This is a genomic window from Geomicrobium sp. JCM 19039 (genome assembly GCF_000698145.1).
Taxonomy (GTDB): Bacteria; Bacillota; Bacilli; order Bacillales; family Marinococcaceae; genus Geomicrobium_A.
This window is the reverse complement of sequence record NZ_BAXB01000019.1, coordinates 1-19,001: the sequence shown is the minus strand read 5'-3', so window position 1 is coordinate 19,001 and position 19,001 is coordinate 1. Positions and strand designations below refer to the sequence as shown.

14 protein-coding genes and 5 pseudogenes are annotated in these 19,001 nt (G+C 47.8%); 13 read left to right on the top strand and 6 right to left on the bottom strand.

Translation table 11 applies throughout. The features are described from left to right. Positions 1-119: 119 nt before the first annotated feature. From JCM19039_RS15870 to JCM19039_RS28095, 9 genes and pseudogenes are all read left to right on the top strand, one after another. Positions 120-1,428 (top strand): annotated as a pseudogene (locus JCM19039_RS15870) (6-phospho-beta-glucosidase). A 164-nt stretch (positions 1,429-1,592) separates the two neighbouring features. Beyond that, positions 1,593-2,909 carry an AMP-binding protein gene (locus JCM19039_RS15865; protein WP_042429000.1) on the top strand — a complete coding sequence of 439 codons (1,317 nt, stop codon included), beginning with the start codon at positions 1,593-1,595 and terminating at the stop codon, positions 2,907-2,909. A 45-nt stretch (positions 2,910-2,954) separates the two neighbouring features. Next, positions 2,955-3,886 (top strand): annotated as a pseudogene (locus tag JCM19039_RS15860) (aldo/keto reductase). Positions 3,887-3,953: 67 nt separating this feature from the next. Then, positions 3,954-4,076, top strand: a complete 123-nt coding sequence (locus tag JCM19039_RS26700; RefSeq protein ID WP_255343685.1) for a hypothetical protein — start codon at positions 3,954-3,956, stop codon at positions 4,074-4,076. Positions 4,077-4,340: 264 nt separating this feature from the next. Further along, a pseudogene (locus JCM19039_RS28100) lies at positions 4,341-5,353 on the top strand (TAXI family TRAP transporter solute-binding subunit). Beyond that, entirely contained in the window at positions 5,350-7,335 is a 1,986-nt protein-coding gene (locus JCM19039_RS15845) for a TRAP transporter permease (protein ID WP_042428991.1), read from the top strand. Before JCM19039_RS28100 ends, JCM19039_RS15845 begins: the two are co-directional and overlap by 4 nt. 92 nt (positions 7,336-7,427) lie before the next feature. After that, positions 7,428-8,589 (top strand): annotated as a pseudogene (locus JCM19039_RS15840) (acyl-CoA dehydrogenase family protein). Continuing rightward, positions 8,590-9,689 (top strand): annotated as a pseudogene (locus JCM19039_RS25865) (AMP-binding protein); the annotation flags it as partial. It lies immediately after the preceding pseudogene. Positions 9,690-9,734: 45 nt separating this feature from the next. Then, complete coding sequence (locus tag JCM19039_RS28095; RefSeq protein ID WP_373975889.1) at positions 9,735-10,172, top strand: hypothetical protein; 438 nt, start codon at positions 9,735-9,737, stop codon at positions 10,170-10,172. Positions 10,173-10,201: 29 nt separating this feature from the next. On the opposite strand, the gene JCM19039_RS25855 is transcribed toward JCM19039_RS28095, so the two are convergent. From JCM19039_RS25855 to JCM19039_RS15815, 6 genes are read right to left on the bottom strand one after another with little or no spacing between them, the layout of a single operon-like run. Next, positions 10,202-10,810 (bottom strand): substrate-binding domain-containing protein, encoded by a 609-nt coding sequence (locus JCM19039_RS25855; protein ID WP_238545101.1) that lies wholly within the window; start codon positions 10,808-10,810, stop codon positions 10,202-10,204. After that, on the bottom strand, positions 10,731-11,225 hold the full coding sequence (locus JCM19039_RS25850) for a LacI family DNA-binding transcriptional regulator (protein ID WP_238545100.1): 495 nt from the start codon (positions 11,223-11,225) through the stop codon (positions 10,731-10,733). The genes JCM19039_RS25855 and JCM19039_RS25850 overlap by 80 nt, the downstream gene beginning before the upstream one ends. Before the next feature lie 22 nt (positions 11,226-11,247). Continuing rightward, positions 11,248-12,216 (bottom strand): sugar phosphate isomerase/epimerase, encoded by a 969-nt coding sequence (locus JCM19039_RS15825; RefSeq protein WP_042428988.1) that lies wholly within the window; start codon positions 12,214-12,216, stop codon positions 11,248-11,250. Between the two features lie 6 nt (positions 12,217-12,222). After that, complete coding sequence (locus tag JCM19039_RS15820; protein ID WP_042428985.1) at positions 12,223-13,254, bottom strand: Gfo/Idh/MocA family protein; 1,032 nt, start codon at positions 13,252-13,254, stop codon at positions 12,223-12,225. Positions 13,255-13,266: 12 nt separating this feature from the next. Beyond that, entirely contained in the window at positions 13,267-13,581 is a 315-nt protein-coding gene (locus JCM19039_RS25845; protein ID WP_238545099.1) for a hypothetical protein, read from the bottom strand. Beyond that, positions 13,554-14,930: a glycoside hydrolase family 13 protein gene (locus JCM19039_RS15815; RefSeq protein ID WP_238545098.1), complete on the bottom strand. Its 1,377-nt coding sequence runs from the start codon at positions 14,928-14,930 to the stop codon at positions 13,554-13,556. The genes JCM19039_RS25845 and JCM19039_RS15815 overlap by 28 nt, the downstream gene beginning before the upstream one ends. A 264-nt stretch (positions 14,931-15,194) precedes the next feature. Here JCM19039_RS15815 and JCM19039_RS26695 point away from each other — a divergent pair, with 264 nt between their 5' ends. The 4 genes from JCM19039_RS26695 to JCM19039_RS15800 all read left to right on the top strand — a co-directional run bounded on the left by JCM19039_RS26695 (position 15,195) and on the right by JCM19039_RS15800 (position 18,662). Beyond that, on the top strand, positions 15,195-15,560 hold the full coding sequence (locus tag JCM19039_RS26695; RefSeq protein ID WP_255343684.1) for an extracellular solute-binding protein: 366 nt from the start codon (positions 15,195-15,197) through the stop codon (positions 15,558-15,560). 47 nt (positions 15,561-15,607) lie between these two features. Beyond that, positions 15,608-16,465 carry an extracellular solute-binding protein gene (locus JCM19039_RS15810; RefSeq protein WP_255343683.1) on the top strand — a complete coding sequence of 286 codons (858 nt, stop codon included), beginning with the start codon at positions 15,608-15,610 and terminating at the stop codon, positions 16,463-16,465. Positions 16,466-16,530: 65 nt separating this feature from the next. Further along, positions 16,531-17,826 carry a carbohydrate ABC transporter permease gene (locus JCM19039_RS15805; protein ID WP_042429121.1) on the top strand — a complete coding sequence of 432 codons (1,296 nt, stop codon included), beginning with the start codon at positions 16,531-16,533 and terminating at the stop codon, positions 17,824-17,826. A 53-nt stretch (positions 17,827-17,879) separates the two neighbouring features. Beyond that, complete coding sequence (locus tag JCM19039_RS15800; protein WP_193744268.1) at positions 17,880-18,662, top strand: sugar ABC transporter permease; 783 nt, start codon at positions 17,880-17,882, stop codon at positions 18,660-18,662. Positions 18,663-19,001: the final 339 nt, after the last annotated feature.

Sequence of the window (19,001 nt, the reverse complement as noted above, 5' to 3'; positions counted from 1 at the left end):
CATTCAACGAGAATTCGACAAACGAGTCCCTGCTCGTCCTGCTATAATGAGCGTAAACAGGCAAAGGCTGATGATGTGAAGGTCGCGACGATTGGTGGTGGCTCAAGCTATACGCCGGAATTGGTCGAGGGCTGATTGATCGGTATGGGGAATTCCCCGTCGAGGAGCTGTGGCTTGTCGATATTGCTGAGGGGCAAGAGAAGTTGAACATTGTCGGCAATCTTGCGAAGCGGATGATTGAGCGGGCAGGAGTGCCCATTCGTGTGTTTTTGACGTTGAATCGGGAAGAGGCGCTACGTGGTGCAGATTTTGTGACCACACAATTTCGGGTTGGCTTGCTCGAGGCAAGGGCCAAGGATGAGCGTATTCCGTTAAAGCACGAGGTGCTCGGTCAGGAGACGAACGGTCCAGGCGGGTTGTTTAAAGCGTTGCGCACGATCCCTGTCATTTTACAAATATGCGAAGAGATGGAAACGCTCTGTCCAAATGCGTGGCTCATTAACTTTACGAATCCAGCCGGCATGGTGACTGAGGCGGTGCTTAGATATTCGAATATTGAAAAAGTGGTTGGTCTATGCAACGTGCCGATTGGGATGGAGATGAATGTGGCGAAGCGGTTTGATGTGGACCATGAGCGTGTTCGAATTCAGTTTGCCGGCTTAAACCACCTCGTCTATGGATTGGATGTGTATGTTGATGGGGTAAGCATTAAAGAAGAAGCGATCCGCCGTTTGGGGGAGAGCAGTACAGTGAAGAACATTAAAGGGCAAGACTGGGAACCGGAATTCATCCGAGCGCTCGGTGTTTTGCCGTGTTCGTATCATTTGTACTATTACAAATCAAAAGAGATGGTAAAGAAGGCAATGGAGAGTGAGACGCGGGCGGAAGTGTACAGCGGTTGGAAGAGGAGCTGTTCCAGCGCTATAAAGACCCAGATTTATCTATGAAGCCACCTGAGTTGGAGGAGCGGGGCGGTGCGTATTATTCAGATGCAGCGATTCGTTTAATGACGTCGATCTATAATGATAAAAGAGACATCCAAGCAGTGAACACGATGAATCGGGGCGCAATCCACGGCATACCGTATGAATCAGCAGTAGAAGTGAGTTGCATCATTACGAAAGACGGCCCGGTTCCGCTCACAATTGGGGAGCTGCCAGTTGCTGTTAATGGCTCGTCCAGCAGGTTAAATCTTTTGAGCGATTAACAGTCGAGGCCGCGGTGACCGGGGATTACGAGAAAACTGTACTCGCTTTGGCGATCAACCCGCTCACGCCATCAGATACAGTTGCTAAACAAATTGTGGATGAGATGCTTGAGGCGCATAGGCATATTTACCGCAATTTTATTCCTCTAGTCCAAAATATACAGACTGACTTCCAACGAATGGATTATTTTATTCAAATAATGATTTATGCTAAGATATAATTGGTTGGTAGCCATTTTTGCTTCTCCCATACATGAGTGTGGGAGAATTTTATTATACATAGAAAATATAAACTGAAATCGGAGATGCTGGAGCTTGTCGATTGGATGGTTTTCCTGTAACGTGAAAAGTGTAACTATTCGGACAAAACAGCGGAGGGATTTTGATGACGGAGATGGTATTGACGGATTTTTTTGATCGAGCGGTACACATTTACGGTGACAAGCGAGCAATTATTGATCAAAATGATAACGTTTACACATATAAAGACGTGAACGACCGCGTCAATCGATTATCTCACGGTCTGCACTCGTTTGGTGCACAAAAAGGAGATCGGGTCGTGTACCTTGCACCAAATACGCTGGAAATGTATGAAGGGTTTTATGGTGTTTTTCAGTTAGGTGCGGTCATGGTTTCTTTAAATACGAGATTGAAATCTGAAGATTATTTATACATTCTCAATCATAGCGAGAGCCGGGTGTTGTTTGTTGACCACGAGTTATACCCTCTCGTCGAACCGATCATTCCGAAATTAGAACAGGTGCAAACGATTGTCGTTCATGGTGCTGAGCGTTCGTCTGGGGCGTATTACAGTTATGATGACTGGTTGGCAAACCAATCCAAAGAGTCATTCCAACGGGCAGAAGTGAGCGAAAATGACGTGTGTTCGCTTCTTTATACGAGTGGAACAACAGGCAAACCAAAAGGGGTCATGCTCACTCACCGGAACAACTACTTGCACGCACTCTCGTCCATGCACCATCTACGTGTGAACGACGAAGATACATTGATTCATATTTTACCAATGTTCCATGTGAATGGTTGGGGCTCGCCATTTTACTATACGGCGAACGGCATGACCGAGTCCGCCCCACTCACACTCGCCTCGTACATGTCATCTGAAGATAGAGACCAAACCGGAAATGCCTATTATGCTGCAAAAGCAAAGCAAGGCTACGAGATGATTGGCACGAGAGTACGCGTGTTCAATGAGCACGGTCAAGACGTCCCTGCGGACGGAGAAACCGTTGGCGAGCTTGTCGTTCGGGGTCACGGGGTGATGAAGGGATATTGGAAGAACGACGAGGAGACGAAGAACACGATTCGTGATGGCTGGCTACACACCGGCGATATGGCGACGATTGATGAAAGAAATCGTGTTCAAATCGTCGACCGTAAGAAAGATATTATTATTAGCGGCGGAGAGAACATCTCGTCTCTCGAAGTGGAGGATGTTTTCTATCGTCATCCGGCAGTGAAGGAAGCAGCAATCGTGGCGAAGCCCGATGAGAAGTGGGGAGAGACGCCACATGCCATTCTTGTGTTGCGCGAAGGTCATGAGGCAACGGAGGAGGACATGATCGGCTTTGTGAGAGAGCACCTCGCGCATTTCAAATGCCCACGTCATGTCACTTTTTTAGATGAATTGCCGAAAACGGCAAGTGGAAAGATTCAAAAAGTCTATTTGCGTGAAATGGTTTAATACCTCTCATTTCGTGTAATAAAGAATAGACAAGGAGTGATAAGCATGGCAAACCACGTGCAACTCGGTAAGTCTAACGTAAAGGCGCATCCGGTTGGGCTCGGCACGAATGCTGTTGGCGGGCATAACATTTATCCTGATATGCTTGATGAAGAAGAAGGACGCAATGTCGTGCGAACGGCCATTGACAATGGCATTACGATGCTTGACACAGCATACATTTACGGGCCGGAACGGTCAGAAGAACTCGTTGGAGAGGTCGTGAGGGAGTATAACCGCGAGAAAGTGATCATTGCGTCGAAGGCGGCACACCGCTTTCAAGGAGAGAACATGGTGTTCGATAACTCCCCTGCCTTCTTAACAAAAGCAGTGGATGACAGTTTAAAGCGGATGCAGACAGATTATATTGATTTGTTTTACATTCATTTTCCGGATGAGGACACGCCGAAGGCTGAAGCGGTCGGGGCGTTGAAGGAGCTCAAGGACGCGGGCAAGATCCGCTCAATTGGGGTGTCGAACTTCTCACCCGCCCAGTTAAAAGAGGCGAACGCAGACGGCTACGTTGATGTGTTGCAAGCGGAATATAATTTGTTAAACCGCGGTGCTGAGACGGAGTTTTCCCGTATACGGAAAAAGAGAACATCACGTTCATCCCGTACTTCCCGCTCGAGTCGGGACTTCTCGCCGGTAAATACGACGAATCCACGACGTTCAACGATTTGCGAGCGAAGAAGCCATCGTTCCAAGGCGAAGCATTTAAAGCGAACTTGGCCAAGGTGGAGCGTGTGCGAGAAATTGCTGATGCAAAAGGGGAAGAGGTCGCGCACATCGTGTTAGCGTGGTACTTGACCCGGCCCTCTGTCGATGTGATCATTCCCGGAGCAAAACGGGCAGATCAAGTGAAAAGCAGCATTCGCGCCGCAGAGATCAGCCTCACCCAAGAAGAAATCACAGCCATCGATAACATCTTCTCATAACTAAACGTCGCCGAAAGGCGGCGTTTTTTGTTTGGGGCAGGGAGCGAAGCCGTAGAGGGCATGGTGGGTGGTGGCGGAATGCGGGAAAGCTGGCGACCTTCCGCACCGCCATGACGAAGTGAGCGAGCGGGTGCGGGGTGAGAAGTCTGCGCTCAAGTTAAATCCAACTGCGCGCAAGTTTGGTGGATAGGGCAGGAAAAGGGAGTAGAAACCGTCAACTGGATCGCAGAATTGAAGAACTAGAGCGCAGATCTACCACTTGGCAGGGGTACCGACCACCAGACCACCGTCAACACTTTTCAAAAAACCCTACAGTAGTTTTTTAATACAATTATGTATCCTTAACTCAATTTTGAATCGAATCAAGGTGACATCTTCTGTTTTAAAGCGCTTACATCCTGGTATGGATCTTGCATAACGTAAGGCAAGTTCAAAGCGCAAGAGGAGGGTACGCATGAGAAGAAGATGGATCGGCGTTAGTGTGGTGGCGTGTTTACTCGGAGTGAGTGCATGTGCAATGGGTGAGGATCGCGGGGACAATCAGCATGCGCACATTTCAGGCCCGACAGGCTCCGGGTGGTATCCGTTGTCTACGTTACTTTCGGACATTTGGCTAGATGAGATTGCAGAGCTTGATGTGACGGTGGTGGAAGGCGGTGCTATCGGCAACATTCGTGAGGTGAATACGGCGAGGGATGTGCAATCAGGACTAGTGTTTGCCTCGGATTTCATGGACAGCATCCAAGGTGCAGGCGCATTTGCGGGCGAACCGCAGGAAAATGTGAAGGCGATTGCTGCGTTTTACCCGACGATGTGGAACATTGCTGTGTTGGAGGATAGTCCATATGAAACGCTGGAGGACGTCGTTTTGCACGGTGCAGATGCGATTAATGGGAATCCTGGAGATGCGAGTGAAGCGACCTTTCGGAGATTTTTGAAACGATGGGTTATGATGAGAAAGCGTTAGAAGAAGCGGGTGTTTCGCTCAATTTCGGTGGGTATGGCGATGCGGCCAATCAGTTGCGGGACGGGATCATTGATATTACTGTGCAAGGCGGTGGGCCAGGGGTTCCGGCTCTAACAGAGGTTGATTCAACCCGGTCGCTTCGATTGCTTGAAGTACCTGAAGATGTCATGAACGAGATGGATGAAGCAGGTTACGGCTATTCAACGGGAATGACCATTCCTGCAGGCACATATTCCAATCAGACAGAAGACGTTGACGCGCTCGCAAGCTGGGCGATGATGATCATGAACGATGCTGTGAATGACGACCTTGTGTACGAGATGACCAAACAAATCTGGGAGAGTGTCGATCGTGTCCAGGAGGAACAACCGAGCAGAGGGGCATGGTTTGACCCCGAGCATACATTTGATGTGATTGAAAATCCTGAAGAGAACATTCACCCTGGTGCACTTCGCTACTATGAGGAGATTGGGGTGTATGATGGGGGTGGAGAGGAATGACTTCGGGATTAAACGTAAAAGCTGACGGAAAAATTGATTTGACGATTGCTGAAGAGAAGATGAATACAGATATTGAACGGGCGTATTACAATCCGAAACAAGAACATTTTTGGAAGCGCTTACGGATGTTTGTTATTGCTTGTATTGCGATTGGTCTTGCCGTCTATGTACTATACTATGCAGCATTTGGAGGGTTTCCGGCGTGGCAACATCGAATGATGTTTACGTCAATTGGGCTCGTGTTGTGTTTTAGTTGTTTCCCATATAAAAAAGGGAAGCAGCAAGGACACCCGATCTTTGATGTGTTGCCACTCGTCCTTTCTATTGGGCTTTTGCTTCATGGGTTTTTCGCTTACCCAGAGATCGCTTTGCGGCAAGGCGCTTCGAGTGTATTTGATCAGGTTGTCGCAACGGGAATGATCTTTCTTATTATTGAAGGGGTAAGGCGAACGATTGGTCATGCGATGGCCATCTTGGCGCTGTTCTTCTGGCTGTATATTTTTATCGGGCCGATGTTTCCTGGCATTCTCGGTCACCAAGGCTTTAGTTATGGACGAATGACGGATGCGTTGTTCATTACGACCAATGGTATTTTCAGTGACCCGATTTATGTGGCGTCGACGGTGCTCATCATCTTTCTCATTTTTGCCGCTTTTATGATGCGCACCGGTGTTGGGCAGTTCTTTATTGAATTTGCGTTTGCGTTAACGGGCAGGATTCGTGGAGGCCCTGCACTGGCGTCCGTGTTGTCGAGTGGTTTACTGGCTACGATTACCGGGAACGGCGCGGCGAATGCGTCCATGACAGGTCCGTTTACGATTCCGCTCATGAAGAGAGTTGGCTATAGCAAAACGTTCGCCGGAGGAGTGGAAGCTGTTTCATCTCAAGGTGGGCAAATTATGCCACCCATTATGGGGGCTGCAGCATTTGTTATGGCAGAGTTTACAGGCATTCCGTACATCGAAATCGCCGCGTATGCGCTCATTCCTGCGTTGCTGTTTTTCATCGTCGTCGGAGCTGTCATTTACTTTCAAGCAAGAAAGCTTGGTTTAGAAGGAATTCCGAGAAGGCAGTTGCCGAGCTTGAAAGAAATTCTTTTGAAAAAAGGGTACCTCATCTTGCCGCTTGTCATCATTATCGTGTTGATGGTGCAAGGGACAAGCCCGATGAGAGCGGGGCTTTTCGCACTGGGAGCTGTACTCGTGCTTAGTCTACTGCGTAAAGAAAGTCGTTTGAACGTAATTGGGGTGCTGTCGGCATTAGAAGCAGGCATTAAAAATGCCATCCCAACGGTGATGGCGTGTGCAGGTGCAGGTATTATTGCTGGGTCGGTCATTATGACCGGGCTAGGGATGAGTTTTTCCCGATTTGCGATTGAACTTTCAGGGGGACAGCTTCTCCCGATGCTACTCATGATCATGGTCGCGTGTATCATTCTCGGGATGGGCATGCCAACAGTATCAGCGTACGTTATTCTCGCGACAGTGGCAGCGGGTGCGCTCGTACAATTAGACGTTCCCGTCATCGTTGCCCACTTTTTTGTTTTCTACTTTGGTATTTTCTCAGGAATTACGCCGCCAGTGGCGATTACGTCATTTATTACTGCGGGCATTGCTGGGAGCAATCCGCTTCGTACGTCCGTCTACTCGCTACGCATAGGCATGGCTGGGTTTATTCTGCCGTATATGCTCGTCTACAATTCTGCTCTCTCGCTTGAAGGAGAGGTTGGCAGTGTCATATTTGGGCTCATTACCGCGACGCTTGGATTGATTGCTTTTGCCGCCTTTGTTGAAGGGTGTATGTTGAAGAAAACAAACGTCATGGAGCGCGCTGCCCTCCTAATCGCCGCCGTCTTACTCGTGTACCAAGAACTGTATACCGATCTTTTAGGCATCGCCATAATTCTTGCTATTCTCCTTTATCAATGGAGGAAACCGAATTCATACAAAAATGAATCGACTGATACAGAATTGAATCAATAACCGTGCTGAACCGCAATAAACCCCTCCAGTACGCACTGGCATGAACTTTGCAATTACTTGTAGGGAGAACAAGACATTGAGGAGGAACGAGCATGAATTTTAAATTAAGTGAAGAAAATGAGCAAATGAAAACGATGGTAAGGAATTTCGTAGATAAAGAGGTCGATTTGTATGCAAATGAAATCGAAGAAACAGAAGAGATTCCAAAACATCTCATTGATAAAGCGAAGGAATTGGGATTGTTCGGATTAAGCATTCCTGAGGAGTACGGAGCATCGGCCTAGATACGGTCGGGAAATGCAACGTATTAGAACAACTCGGCCGCACGCACAATGCATACGTATCGATGATCGGTGCGCATACGGGAATTGGCAGCATGGGACTCGTTCGTCTCGCGGATGAGCATTTGAAACAAAAATACTTGCCTGACATTGCGTCTGGTGAGAAAATTGCTTGTTTTGCTTTATCGGAACCAGGTGCAGGGTCAGACGCGACCAACCTATCCACAACAGCAGAAAAACATGGGGATCATTGGGTATTAAACGGGACGAAGCACTTTATTACGAACGCCCCGTTTGCTGACGTATTTACCGTTTTTGCCCTTACCGATCGTGAAAAAGGCGCAAAGGGCGGCATTACCGCATTTCTCGTTGAGCGTAACTTCCCCGGCATTCATGTAGGGAAACCGGATAAGAAAATGGGGCTGCGCGGATCGAAAACCGCCCAAGTCGTGTTTGAGAATTGTGAAGTGCCAGCCGAGAATGTCATTGGCGAAGTTGGGATGGGGTATGTGAGCGCCCTTACGATATTAGGAGAAGGACGTGTGTGCCTCGGTGCTCGCTCGATCGGGTCATGTGACAAACTGATTGAACTGTCAACCGAATATGCATTAGAGCGAAAGCAGTTCGGCAAACCGATTGGAGATCAACAAGCCGTTCAATTTATGCTTGCTGACATGAAAACCGAAACAGAAGCAGCAAGAGCGCTCACATACCGAGGCGCGTGGATGCTCGACCAAGGAGAGAAAGCCATTCAAGAATGCGCGATGGCAAAGCTGTATGCCACCGACGTGTACAATCGTGTCGCTGACAAGGCTGTACAAATTCACGGGGGATGGGGTACATGGCCGAATACCCTGCAGAACGCTATTACCGGGATGCCCGCATTACGAAAATCTATGAAGGGACCAATGAAATTCAACGCGTCATCATCTCCAAACAAATGCTCAAACAGCAGGCAAAGGTCATGAGCTAAATGCTTACAAAAGCGTGGCTCACCCATTATCCTGACGGTGTCCCAGAACGAGTTGACGTTCCCGACATTTCCGTGGATGCATTGTTAAAACAATCGGCAACACAATTCGGTGAACATACAGCCATCATCGATGACGGGCGAAAGATGACGTACGCCGAGCTAGATCAACAAGTCGACCAATTCGCCGCCGCTCTGCACGCACGTGGCTTACAAAAAGGCGATCCGGTTTTGCTCATGTTGCCAAACGCCCATGAGTATATCCTATCGTACTATGCGATACTCAGAATGGGGGCGATCGTCGTACAAGTCAATCCGATGTATCAATCCCAAGAACTCGCTCATATGATCAGCATCGTGCACCCGCGCTTATTCATTGGCGAAACCAAACAACGCACAAAAATATCAAAATACAACATTCCATCCATTTACATTGATGGAGAAAACGAAACCGAAGACTTGTCCACCATCATTCATAATGCTGACACCTATCAAGACGTAACGACCGAGATTATCCCCGCTGAAGATGTAGCAGTCATTCAATTTACAGGAGGAACGACAGGCGTTCCGAAAGGCGCCATGCTGACACATGCCAATCTTGTTGCGAACGTCATTCAAACGTTCGCATTTGCCAAAGGCACACTCGTTCGGCCTGGTGAAGTATTTTTAGGGGTATCTCCATTTTTTCACGTTCTTGGGATGTCGAGCGTCATGAATCAGGGAATTTATGCCGCAGCCACAATTGTGACGATGAGGCGGTGGCGCGTAAAGGACGGTGTTCGGCTCATTAACGAGCACCAGCGACGTACTTTCCCGCCGTCCCGACGATGTACATCGGATTGTTAAACTATGCGAAAAAGCATCCGATATCGTTTGGCAATTTCAAAGTGATGACCGGTGGGGGAGCCCCGATGCCCGTTGAAGTTATCCGCGGTGTCGAACAACTCACAGGCGCGGTCATCTCGGAAGGCTACGGGCTATCTGAAGCCTCACCAACGACTCATCGCAATCCGTATCACGGTTTGCGCAAGGTCGGGAGTATTGGTGTCCCGCTTCCGAGTACGGAATGCCGAATCGTTGACATTGACACAGGAAAAGATGCCCACATCGGTGAAGCAGGGGAGTTGCTCATTAAAGGACCGCAAGTGATGAAAGGGTATTGGGGTGAGCCTGAAGCAACGGAGCAACAGCTCAAGGACGGCTGGCTTAGGACCGGTGACATTGCCACTGTCGATGCCGATGGTTATTTTTATATCGTCGGTCGCAAAAAAGAAATGGTCATTGGCAGTGGCTACAACATTTACCCTAACGAAGTGGAAGACTTGCTCTATGCACATGAACATGTGCTAGAAGTGAGTGTATACGGCGTTCCCGACCCGTACCGCGGAGAAACGCTTGCCGCATCGGTCGTCCTTACCGAAGGGGCTGACACGACAGCCGAACAATTAATTAAATGGTGCATCGAACATTTGGCTGCGTACAAAGTGCCAGAGATCATTGAATTTCGTAGCGAATTGCCAAAAACAACTGTCGGCAAAGTGTTGCGAAGAAAGCTCGTTGAAGAAATGGTCGATAAACGAAAATAAACGAAAGCGGTGTGTATCACCGCTTTCGTTTATCCTTGCCATCTCGAGCACGATTGTCGTCGAATGAGCTGGTGGGGCACAATCACTTGCTCGGGCAGAGAGGTGCTGTCTTCGAGTTGCTTGAATAGCAGTTTCATTGCTTGTGTACCGAGTTCGAAGATTTGAATGTCGATGCTTGTAACCGGTGGTGAGGCAAGTTCGGAAATCATATAGTTATTGAACGCGACGAGCGACAAGTCGTCGGGCACACGTAGCCCTAGCTCTTGGACAGTCCGCAAAATCCCGAAAATGACCATGTCTTCGGCAATGATTGCCGTCGGTGGCTCAGGGACGCTCATGACACTAATAAAGGCATCCTGGCTACCGGTATGTTGGTCTGTATAATAGGCGAGATAGTCGTCGCGGACGGGCAAGTTCATTTGCGCGAGCGCTTCTTTGTAGCCGTATGTCCGGTCTTGAGATACGACGGCATCGGAGCGGTTTAAGATGAGACCGATGCGTTCATGTTTTAATAGTGTCAAATATTCGGTGGCGAGTCGCCCGGTGCGCACGTTGTCGTTATTTACATACCAGACGTCTTTTGGGTTCGTGACAGCAGGTCTGCCGAGCAAAACAAACGGAAAGTCTTGTTCGAGCAAGTAGTGTACAAGCCGGTCGTTCTAATGAGAAAAGCAGGATAATGGCATCGACACGTTTCTCTTGAACCATGCGCTGCACTTCCTCAAAAACTTCTTCGTCCGTTTGACTTGTCGTCAAGTACAGTCCGTAGTTCTTTTTGTGCGCTTCGGTGCTAATGCCGCGAATGACTTCTGGGAAGAACGGATTTTGAAAAGAAACATGAGCGGAGCTTGGCATCACAAGTCCGATCGTCTTCGTTAACTGGCTAGCAAGGCTGCGAGCGGTATGGTTTGGGTGGTAGTTTAAGTCGGCAATGGCTTTTCGTACACGTTTCGCCGTTTCAGCACTGATCTTCGGGCTGTTTGCCAACACTCTAGAAACAGTTGATGTGGCTACTTTTGCTTCAGATGCAACATCTTTGATCGTTACGCTCATGTTCATGGTTCCTCCTCGGTCGTTACGCCCACCACATGTCAGATGCCGGTTCTTTTATGATGACAGACTGTAAGTTTCTTACAGCTGCTGCAAAGCCTTCTTCTATGGACATAATCGGATCTTCGTGCTCAATGCTAATGGCATGGTCATATCCGTACGTACGTAGGGCGCTAATCATGTCGGCCCAGTCGTAAACCGGGTGTCCGTATCCAACGGATCTAAATGACCAGGCGCGGTTTGGGACATCGGAATAAGGCTGCATGTCAAGGACGCCGTGGCGGTTCATATTTTCTTTGTTCATATAGGTATCTTTCGCATGAAAATGATGAATGAGTCCAGCTTCTCCAAGGATTCGGATCGCTGCGACCGGGTCAATGCCTTGCCACCACATATGGCTAGGGTCAAAGTTCGTTCCGATCACATTCCCTGTTTCTTGAGATAATTTTAGCATGGTATGTGGAGAGTGGACAGAAAATCCTCCGTGCATCTCAATGCCAATTTTTACGCCGTGGTCTTCAGCCACTTTCGCAACATCTTTCCAATAAGGAATGATTTTTTGTTCCCATTGCCAATGATAAATGTCAGAGTATTGGGTTGGCCACGGTGCGACAGGCCAATGGGTGACCGAACTGTTCTCCCCACTACCGGGCGTTCCGGAAAATGTGTTGACGACGGGAACGTCAAGTTGGTTCGCAAGTTTGATCGTATTCATAAGCTCCTGATGTGCCGTTTCCGCTTCGTTTTTATCTGGGCTGAGTGGATTGTTATGGCAGCTGAGCGCGCTAATTTCCAGCTCGCGCTCCTCCACTTCTTGAAGGTACCTTTTCCTTGCATCCGCATCTTCTAGCAATGCTTCTGTTGGGCAATGATCGTTGCCCGGATTTCCCCCTGCGCCGATCTCTACCGTTTCAAGACCGGCATTTTTTACTGTATCAAGCATCGTTTCAAAAGATTGTTGTGCGAATAAAACGGTAAATACGCCTAGTTTCATCGTGGATCATACCCTTTCTTTCGTAATTGAAATTGTACGTTTCTCTTTGGAAGATTGTAGCGCAGCCAATATAATTTCAAGCGACCTGAGACCATCGGTTCCTGTAACAGGTGGTGTATCTCCTGTCGCAAGGCTGTGAATGAACGCATCAATCACACCAGAATTTCCTTGGGAATCATTCGTTTGAATTTCGCCGAGCTGAAGCGCTTCTGTTTCACCGTCTACACGATCAATAATGAGCGAGTGTTCGGGATCGTCTTCGCAGCGGATCATGCCTTTTTCACCGTAAATGATCGTCGAATTATCTTCTGCAGCACGGTACGACCAGCTGGCAGAAAGTGAGATCAGTTTGCCAGTTTCTGATTGTAGAATGCACAAAGCGTTGTCTTCAACGTTGCCATGAGGTTTCGATAGGTTGCTCGTAAACGCAGACACTTCAGCAATCTCTTCTCCGAGAAGGAAGCGAACGAGGTCAGCTTTGTGTACGCCGAGGTCACCGAGTGCGCCAACGATGGCTTTCGATTGATCAAAAAACCAACTGTCTTTGCCGTCGGCACTCCAGCCTTCAGGTCCGCCGTGACCGAACGTTGTGCGAACGCTGTAAATTGCGCCAATTTCACCGTTTTTGATCAGTTCGCGTGCTTTCACATGAGACGGAACAAACCGCTGGTTATGGGCAATCATCAACGTTTTGCCGGTGCGTTTCTCCGCGTCAATCATTGCCTCAGCTTCTTCGACAGAAGCGGCCATCGGCTTTTCGCAAAGCACATGTTTGCCAGCATCCAATGCGGCAATGGAAATGCTCGCATGGTGTACGTTTGGTGCACAAACACTAATGATATCCACATCACTCTCGAGCAATTCTTCTACGGTCGTGTACGCACGTGCCCCGTATTGATCCGCCATTGCTTGTGCCCGGTCTTTATTCGGATCAAAAATCCCTGCAATTTCTGCGTGCTTATTTGCGTGATACTCCGGTAAATGTCGATGAACAGCAATGCTGCCGCAACCGACAATTCCTACTTTAAACGTCGTCATAAAGGCCTCCTGCTAGTTTTCTTTTTGTCGTACCGTCCATCCGTTGCCTTCGTGCAACGTTTTGTAGTCTGTAAGTTCTTCAGTTGTTGAACCGATGTGTATGATGAGTGTTTCTTTCTCGTTTCTACGTTCATAGGCGACACCGTCAGTGGTATCAATGAACTGAAACGATCCGTCGCGAAGCGCAGCGTGCTCACGTCGCAACCCGGTCATCGCCTTGTAGAACGCGAATAGGTCGTGGTCTTGTTTTTCTTCGTCCCATTCCATCGTTTTCCGACAGCCCGGGTCGTGACCACCGTCTAAGCCAACTTCGTCCCCGTAATACACGCACGGCGTGCCCGGAACGTGAATTGAAATAACACAGCTTGCTTCATTTTCTCTTTATCGTTCTCACACAGCGTTAAGAGGCGCGCCGTATCGTGTGAATCGAGTAAGTTAAACGCAGCGTTGGTCGTTTGTTCAGGGTAGGTGACAAGCAGCCGCTCAATGCGTTGCTGGAATGCCATTCGGTCAATGCGTTGTTTGCAGAAGTAATCCAACACCGCATTTGTGAACGGATAGTTCATGACAGCATCAAACTGATCGCCTTGAAGCCAAGGACCCGATTCGTGCCACACTTCGCCGAGTATGTAAGCGTCCGGATTGACGCTTTTTACAACGTGTCTGAATTCACGCCAGAAAGCATGGTCCACTTCATTGGCAACATCAAGACGCCATCCATCTACGCCAATATCTTCAATCCAATAGCGGGCGACTTCTAGGAAATACGCCTTCACTTCAGGGTTTTCAGTATTAATCTTTGGCATTTTCGGTTCAAAAGCAAATGTCCGGTAGTTCGGCTTCGGTTCGTTCGTTACAGGAAACTGAGGGAGGTGGAACCAGTCTTTATATGTTGAGTTTCCCTGCCTTTCCAGCACGTCTTGAAACGGTGGGAAGTAGTAACCGCTATGATTGAATACCGCATCAAGCAGTACGCGGATGCCACGCTCGTGACAACGATTCACAAGCTCTTTCAGCAATGCGTTATCGCCGAAATGTGGGTCAACGTTCATATAGTCGATCGTGTCGTATTTATGATTCGTTGTGGCTTTGAATACAGGTGTGAAGTAGATGGCGGTAATGCCAAGCGTTTCCAAATGATCAAGGTGGTCAATCACACCTTGCAAATCACCGCCGAAAAAGTTGTCAGGATTTGGTTCAACCTCTCCCCAAGGTTCTTTATTGGTTGGGCTTAGCGAGTCATCGCCATTTGCAAACCGCTCCGGAAAAATTTGATAAAAGATCGCATCTTTCACCCATTCAGGTGGTCGAATAATGTCGATTTGATTTAAAAAAGGATAATGAAAGCAATCATCAAGGTTTTCTTGAGAACCCTTTGTGAAACCATTCTCGTGAAAAAGAACTTCTTCATTCCCACTAGATAATCGAAAACAGTATGTGAGCCTTTTATTAGGAGGCTGAATTTTAATTTCGTAATGGTCATGCCATTCATCTGAAGAACGACACACAAGCTTCTCCTCGGTCCGGGTTTCATCCCACGCATATTTATCACCGTAAATGACGTGAATGGTAGTTATTGCATTGTTGGCCGTTCGTACACGTAAATGAACGGTACTTTCATTAATGGCATAAGCCATATGGGACTTCGGTTCGTGCAAGACTGCAGCGAGTTGCATACACATCCTCCTTATTTTTGTGCAATCGATACCATTATTGTCTCACTAAATAATGAAACCGCTTACGTAATTGACAGTCGCTACCATAACGTCATTGTATGCCTTTTTATATTACGGTTCAATAGTAATTTTTATGTAATTTAAGAATCTTTTAAAAAAACACTAGGCAAACGACCATATGTATGATTAAATAACTGTGAAAGCGGTTACTCATTCATTTTGTGCAAACGTTTGCTTAGAAATGATTTTAGGGGGAATGACTGAATGTCTAAAAAGTACGGGTTTTTATTTATGAGTGCAGTGCTCATGACTACTTTGGCAGCATGTGCACCAGACAGAGACGAAGAAACCGAAGCAGGTGGAGAAGTATCAGAAGGGGAAGAGCCAGATAAGCCAGATTCCCTTCATGTATGGGTAAACGAAGAAGACGATCAGATCGCAGCCGTTCAAACGATCGTAGAAAGATATGAAGAAGAAACAGGCATTGAAGTGCAATTAACGTCTATGGATATGTTCGATCAAGTGGAGAACATTGCGCTTGACGGACCGGCAGGATCTGGACCGGACATCTACTTTGCACCACATGACCATACAGGGAACTTAGCGGTTCAAAACTTGGCTGAGCACTAGAATTAGGGGAATACGAGGATCGATTTACTGAGGAAAGCATCCAAGGGATGACATATGATGGCGAGGTTTACGGTGTGCCGCTCGTATCTGAAACGTACGGTTTACTGTACAACACCGAGCTCGTTCCTGAAGCCCCAACAACGATTGATGAGCTTGAGGCGATTGCTGAAGAGTTAACCGATACATCGCAAGATGAGTTTGGCTTTTTGATGGAACATAACAATATGTATTTTGCTTACCCATTCCTGACAGGGTTTGGCGGTTATATCTTCGCTGAAACGGACGGAGGTTATGATACGTCTGACATTGGGCTCGCAAATGAAGGAGCGATTGAAGGTGTCGAGCGGATGCAAACGTGGAGTGAGAACGGTTGGATTCCACCATCGATCGACCCAGAAATTCAAGATGGTCTCTTTACAGATGGAAATGTTGGGGTATCGTTAACCGGACCGTGGAATATCCCGTCGTATTCAAGTGCGATTGGTGAAGAGAACTTAAGATCTGCACCGTTACCTGAATTACCAAACGGTGAAGTTGCGCCGTCATTGATTGGATTTAAGTCGTGGATTCTTTCGCCATTTTCTGAAGAGAAGTATTGGGCGCAAGATTTGATGATCTTTATGACTGAAGATGAGAACAACATGGAGTATTACCGTGTCGCTGGTGAGATGCCTGCGGTAACGCACTTGTTGGAGGACCCAGAAATTGCGGATGATGAATTGATGCAAGGGTTTGCTGAGCAAATTCTTAACGGTTCACCGATGCCGAACGTTCCGGAAATGAACCAAGTGTGGGAGCCGATTGGTGATGCGCTACAATTCTCAGCACAAGGGGAAGATTCTGAAGAGGTGTTAGAAGAAGCCGTCGATTTGATCCATGAAAACATTGCAACGATGGGTAACTAAATAGAAGAGAGAGGGGCGGAATGCTCCTCTTCTTATCATTCAAGGGGGTGGAACGCTTGTCTATGATGCCAGAAACCGAGCCAAAGCATACGCGACACAAGCCTGCACTGGCACTTGTCCTTTCCATTCTATATGCCGGTCTTGGTCAATTGTATAACCGCAGATGGGGCAAAGGGTTGACCCTTATTCTGTTTATGACGGCGTTTATCATCGTATTTGCCGATTTTATCGGACTGGGGTTATGGGGAATTACGACGCTTGGGACACTCCAAGGTGTTGACCATTCCATCATGCTTCTCATCCAAGGGCTTATTTCCATTTTTATTCTCGTTGCGTTTCTTGTCTTCTACGTTGTGAACATTATCGATGCGTACAAAGAAGCCATTCGAATTCAAGATGGGCACCGCTCATTTACAATAAGAGAATCTTTCAGAAGTACATATGATAAAAGTTTTCCGTATTTGTTGTTATCCATCCCGATGGTCCTCATGTCCTTTATCGTAATACTACCTCTCATTTTTATGGTTTTGCTGGCGTTTACTGATTATCACTTATACAATGCACCGCCAGCGAATCTATTAAACTGGGTTGGGTTTGATAACTTTATTGCGTTATTTACCGTCGATATTTGGCAGAATACATTTTTCAGTGTGTTGTCATGGACGGTCGTGTGGACGCTTGTAGCGACGACGTTGCAAGTGAGTTTAGGTTTATTTTTAGCCGTGCTCGTTAACGACAAACGGGTGAAGTATAAGCGCCTGATCCGCACTGTGCTCATTCTACCGTGGGCCGTACCTGCGTTTGTGACGATTCTTATTTTTTCTGCGATGTTTAATGATGGCTTTGGTGCCATCAATCGCGATCTACTAATCCCGCTGTTCGGGTTGGAGATTCCTTGGCAGTCGGATCCATTTTGGACACGAACAGCGCTCATTATGATTCAAACATGGTTAGGGTTCCCGTTTGTGTTTGCGCTATTTACAGGAGTGTTGCAAAGCGTATCAAAAGATTGGTACGAGGCTGCGGACGTGGATGGCGCTTCGCGATTTTCAAAGTTTACGAAAATCACGTTGCCCCACATTTTATACGCGACAGCACCGCTGCTCATCATGCAATACGCAATGAACTTTAACAACTTTAATATCATCTACTTATTTAATGAAGGGGGACCTGCAATTCGTGGGCAAAATGCCGGTGGTTCAGACATCCTCATCTCGTGGGTGTACAGCTTAACGTTCCAAAACCAGAACTACAATATGGCTGCGGTCATCTCCTTGATCATTGGGTTAATTGTCTGCTCGGTTGCGTTTTGGCAGTTTAGGCAAACGAGGTCGTATAAAGAGGAGGGGAAAGTATTTTGAAACGGTGGAAGGATCGAATTGAAGTTTCAACCATTTACATCATCATTCTCATTATGTTCACCATCATTATCTATCCCTTACTCTGGACGTTCGGCATGTCATTAAATCCAGGCTCGAGTATGTACTCGGCGACGATGATTCCAGACAATTGGAGTTTCACCCATTACGAGTGGCTCTTCTTTGATCCCGCAAGTAACTACGTGACGTGGTATAAAAACAGTCTCATGGTCGCCGTAGCCAACTCGTTTTTCTCGGTACTTACCGCGGCGCTTGTCGCGTACGCCTTCTCGAGATACCGCTTTGTCGGTCGGAAAAACGGATTGTACGTGTTGCTCATCTTGCAAATGTTCCCCGTGCTTATGGGAATGGTGGCACTCTTCATCCTGCTTAACTTCATCAACATGCTCGATTCGCTTGTCGGGTTAACGCTCATTTATATTGGCGGCAGTATCCCGTTCCAAGCGTGGCTCGTCAAAGGGTATTTTGATACGATTTCTAAAGATTTGGATGACGCTGCACGCATCGATGGCGCAGGTCACTTGCGCGTCTTCTTTACGATCATGTTGCCGCTAGCAAAACCAATTCTCGCCGTCGTGGCCTTGTTTGAATTTATGGCGCCATTTATGGACTTCTTGCTCCCGAGAATCGTTTTGCGGAGCGCAGAGAACTACACATTAGCCCTCGGGCTGTTTAACATGGTAAACAATCAGTTTGCCAACAACTTCACGACCTTTGCTGCCGGTGCCATTCTCATTGCCGTACCGATCGCCGCCATCTACTTGTTCTTGCAACGTTACTTAATCGCAGGACTTGCCCAAGGTGGGACGAAAGGCTAATTGATCGTTGTTAGAAGGAGAAAGGTGTGCGATGCGCACCTTTCTTTATGTATGTGCGGGCGACATCAGCGCGCAGATTGCGCTCTAGCCCACAGTGCTCGGTGGGGTTTCGGCTCGGCGCCGGAGGGGCCGACGGTTGCTAGGTTGTTCGGCAGACTGCCTGGCCGATGACCTGCGCTCTAGTTTCAACGTTCTGCGCGCAAGTTAGCGGAATTCCCCTGTATTACCGGCCATATGCATCAAACTAGAGCGCAGATTGCCCCAACTTGCGCGCAGATTGCGCCCCCGCCGACAGTGCTCGATGGGTTTGGCTCGGCACCGGAGGGCCGACGGTTGCTA

What these genes read in the sequence shown, in the direction of transcription:
- JCM19039_RS15865 (WP_042429000.1), top strand. Translation starts at nt 1,593, where the DNA reads ATGACGGAGATGGTATTGACGGATTTTTTTGATCGAGCGGTACACATT.
- JCM19039_RS15845 (WP_042428991.1), top strand. Translation starts at nt 5,350, where the DNA reads ATGACTTCGGGATTAAACGTAAAAGCTGACGGAAAAATTGATTTGACG.
- JCM19039_RS28095 (WP_373975889.1), top strand. Translation starts at nt 9,735, where the DNA reads ATGAAAGGGTATTGGGGTGAGCCTGAAGCAACGGAGCAACAGCTCAAG.
- JCM19039_RS25850 (WP_238545100.1), bottom strand. Translation starts at nt 11,225, where the DNA reads ATGAGCGTAACGATCAAAGATGTTGCATCTGAAGCAAAAGTAGCCACA.
- JCM19039_RS15825 (WP_042428988.1), bottom strand. Translation starts at nt 12,216, where the DNA reads ATGAAACTAGGCGTATTTACCGTTTTATTCGCACAACAATCTTTTGAA.
- JCM19039_RS15820 (WP_042428985.1), bottom strand. Translation starts at nt 13,254, where the DNA reads ATGACGACGTTTAAAGTAGGAATTGTCGGTTGCGGCAGCATTGCTGTT.
- JCM19039_RS15815 (WP_238545098.1), bottom strand. Translation starts at nt 14,930, where the DNA reads ATGCAACTCGCTGCAGTCTTGCACGAACCGAAGTCCCATATGGCTTAT.
- JCM19039_RS26695 (WP_255343684.1), top strand. Translation starts at nt 15,195, where the DNA reads ATGTCTAAAAAGTACGGGTTTTTATTTATGAGTGCAGTGCTCATGACT.
- JCM19039_RS15810 (WP_255343683.1), top strand. Translation starts at nt 15,608, where the DNA reads ATGACATATGATGGCGAGGTTTACGGTGTGCCGCTCGTATCTGAAACG.
- JCM19039_RS15805 (WP_042429121.1), top strand. Translation starts at nt 16,531, where the DNA reads ATGCCAGAAACCGAGCCAAAGCATACGCGACACAAGCCTGCACTGGCA.
- JCM19039_RS15800 (WP_193744268.1), top strand. Translation starts at nt 17,880, where the DNA reads ATGTTCACCATCATTATCTATCCCTTACTCTGGACGTTCGGCATGTCA.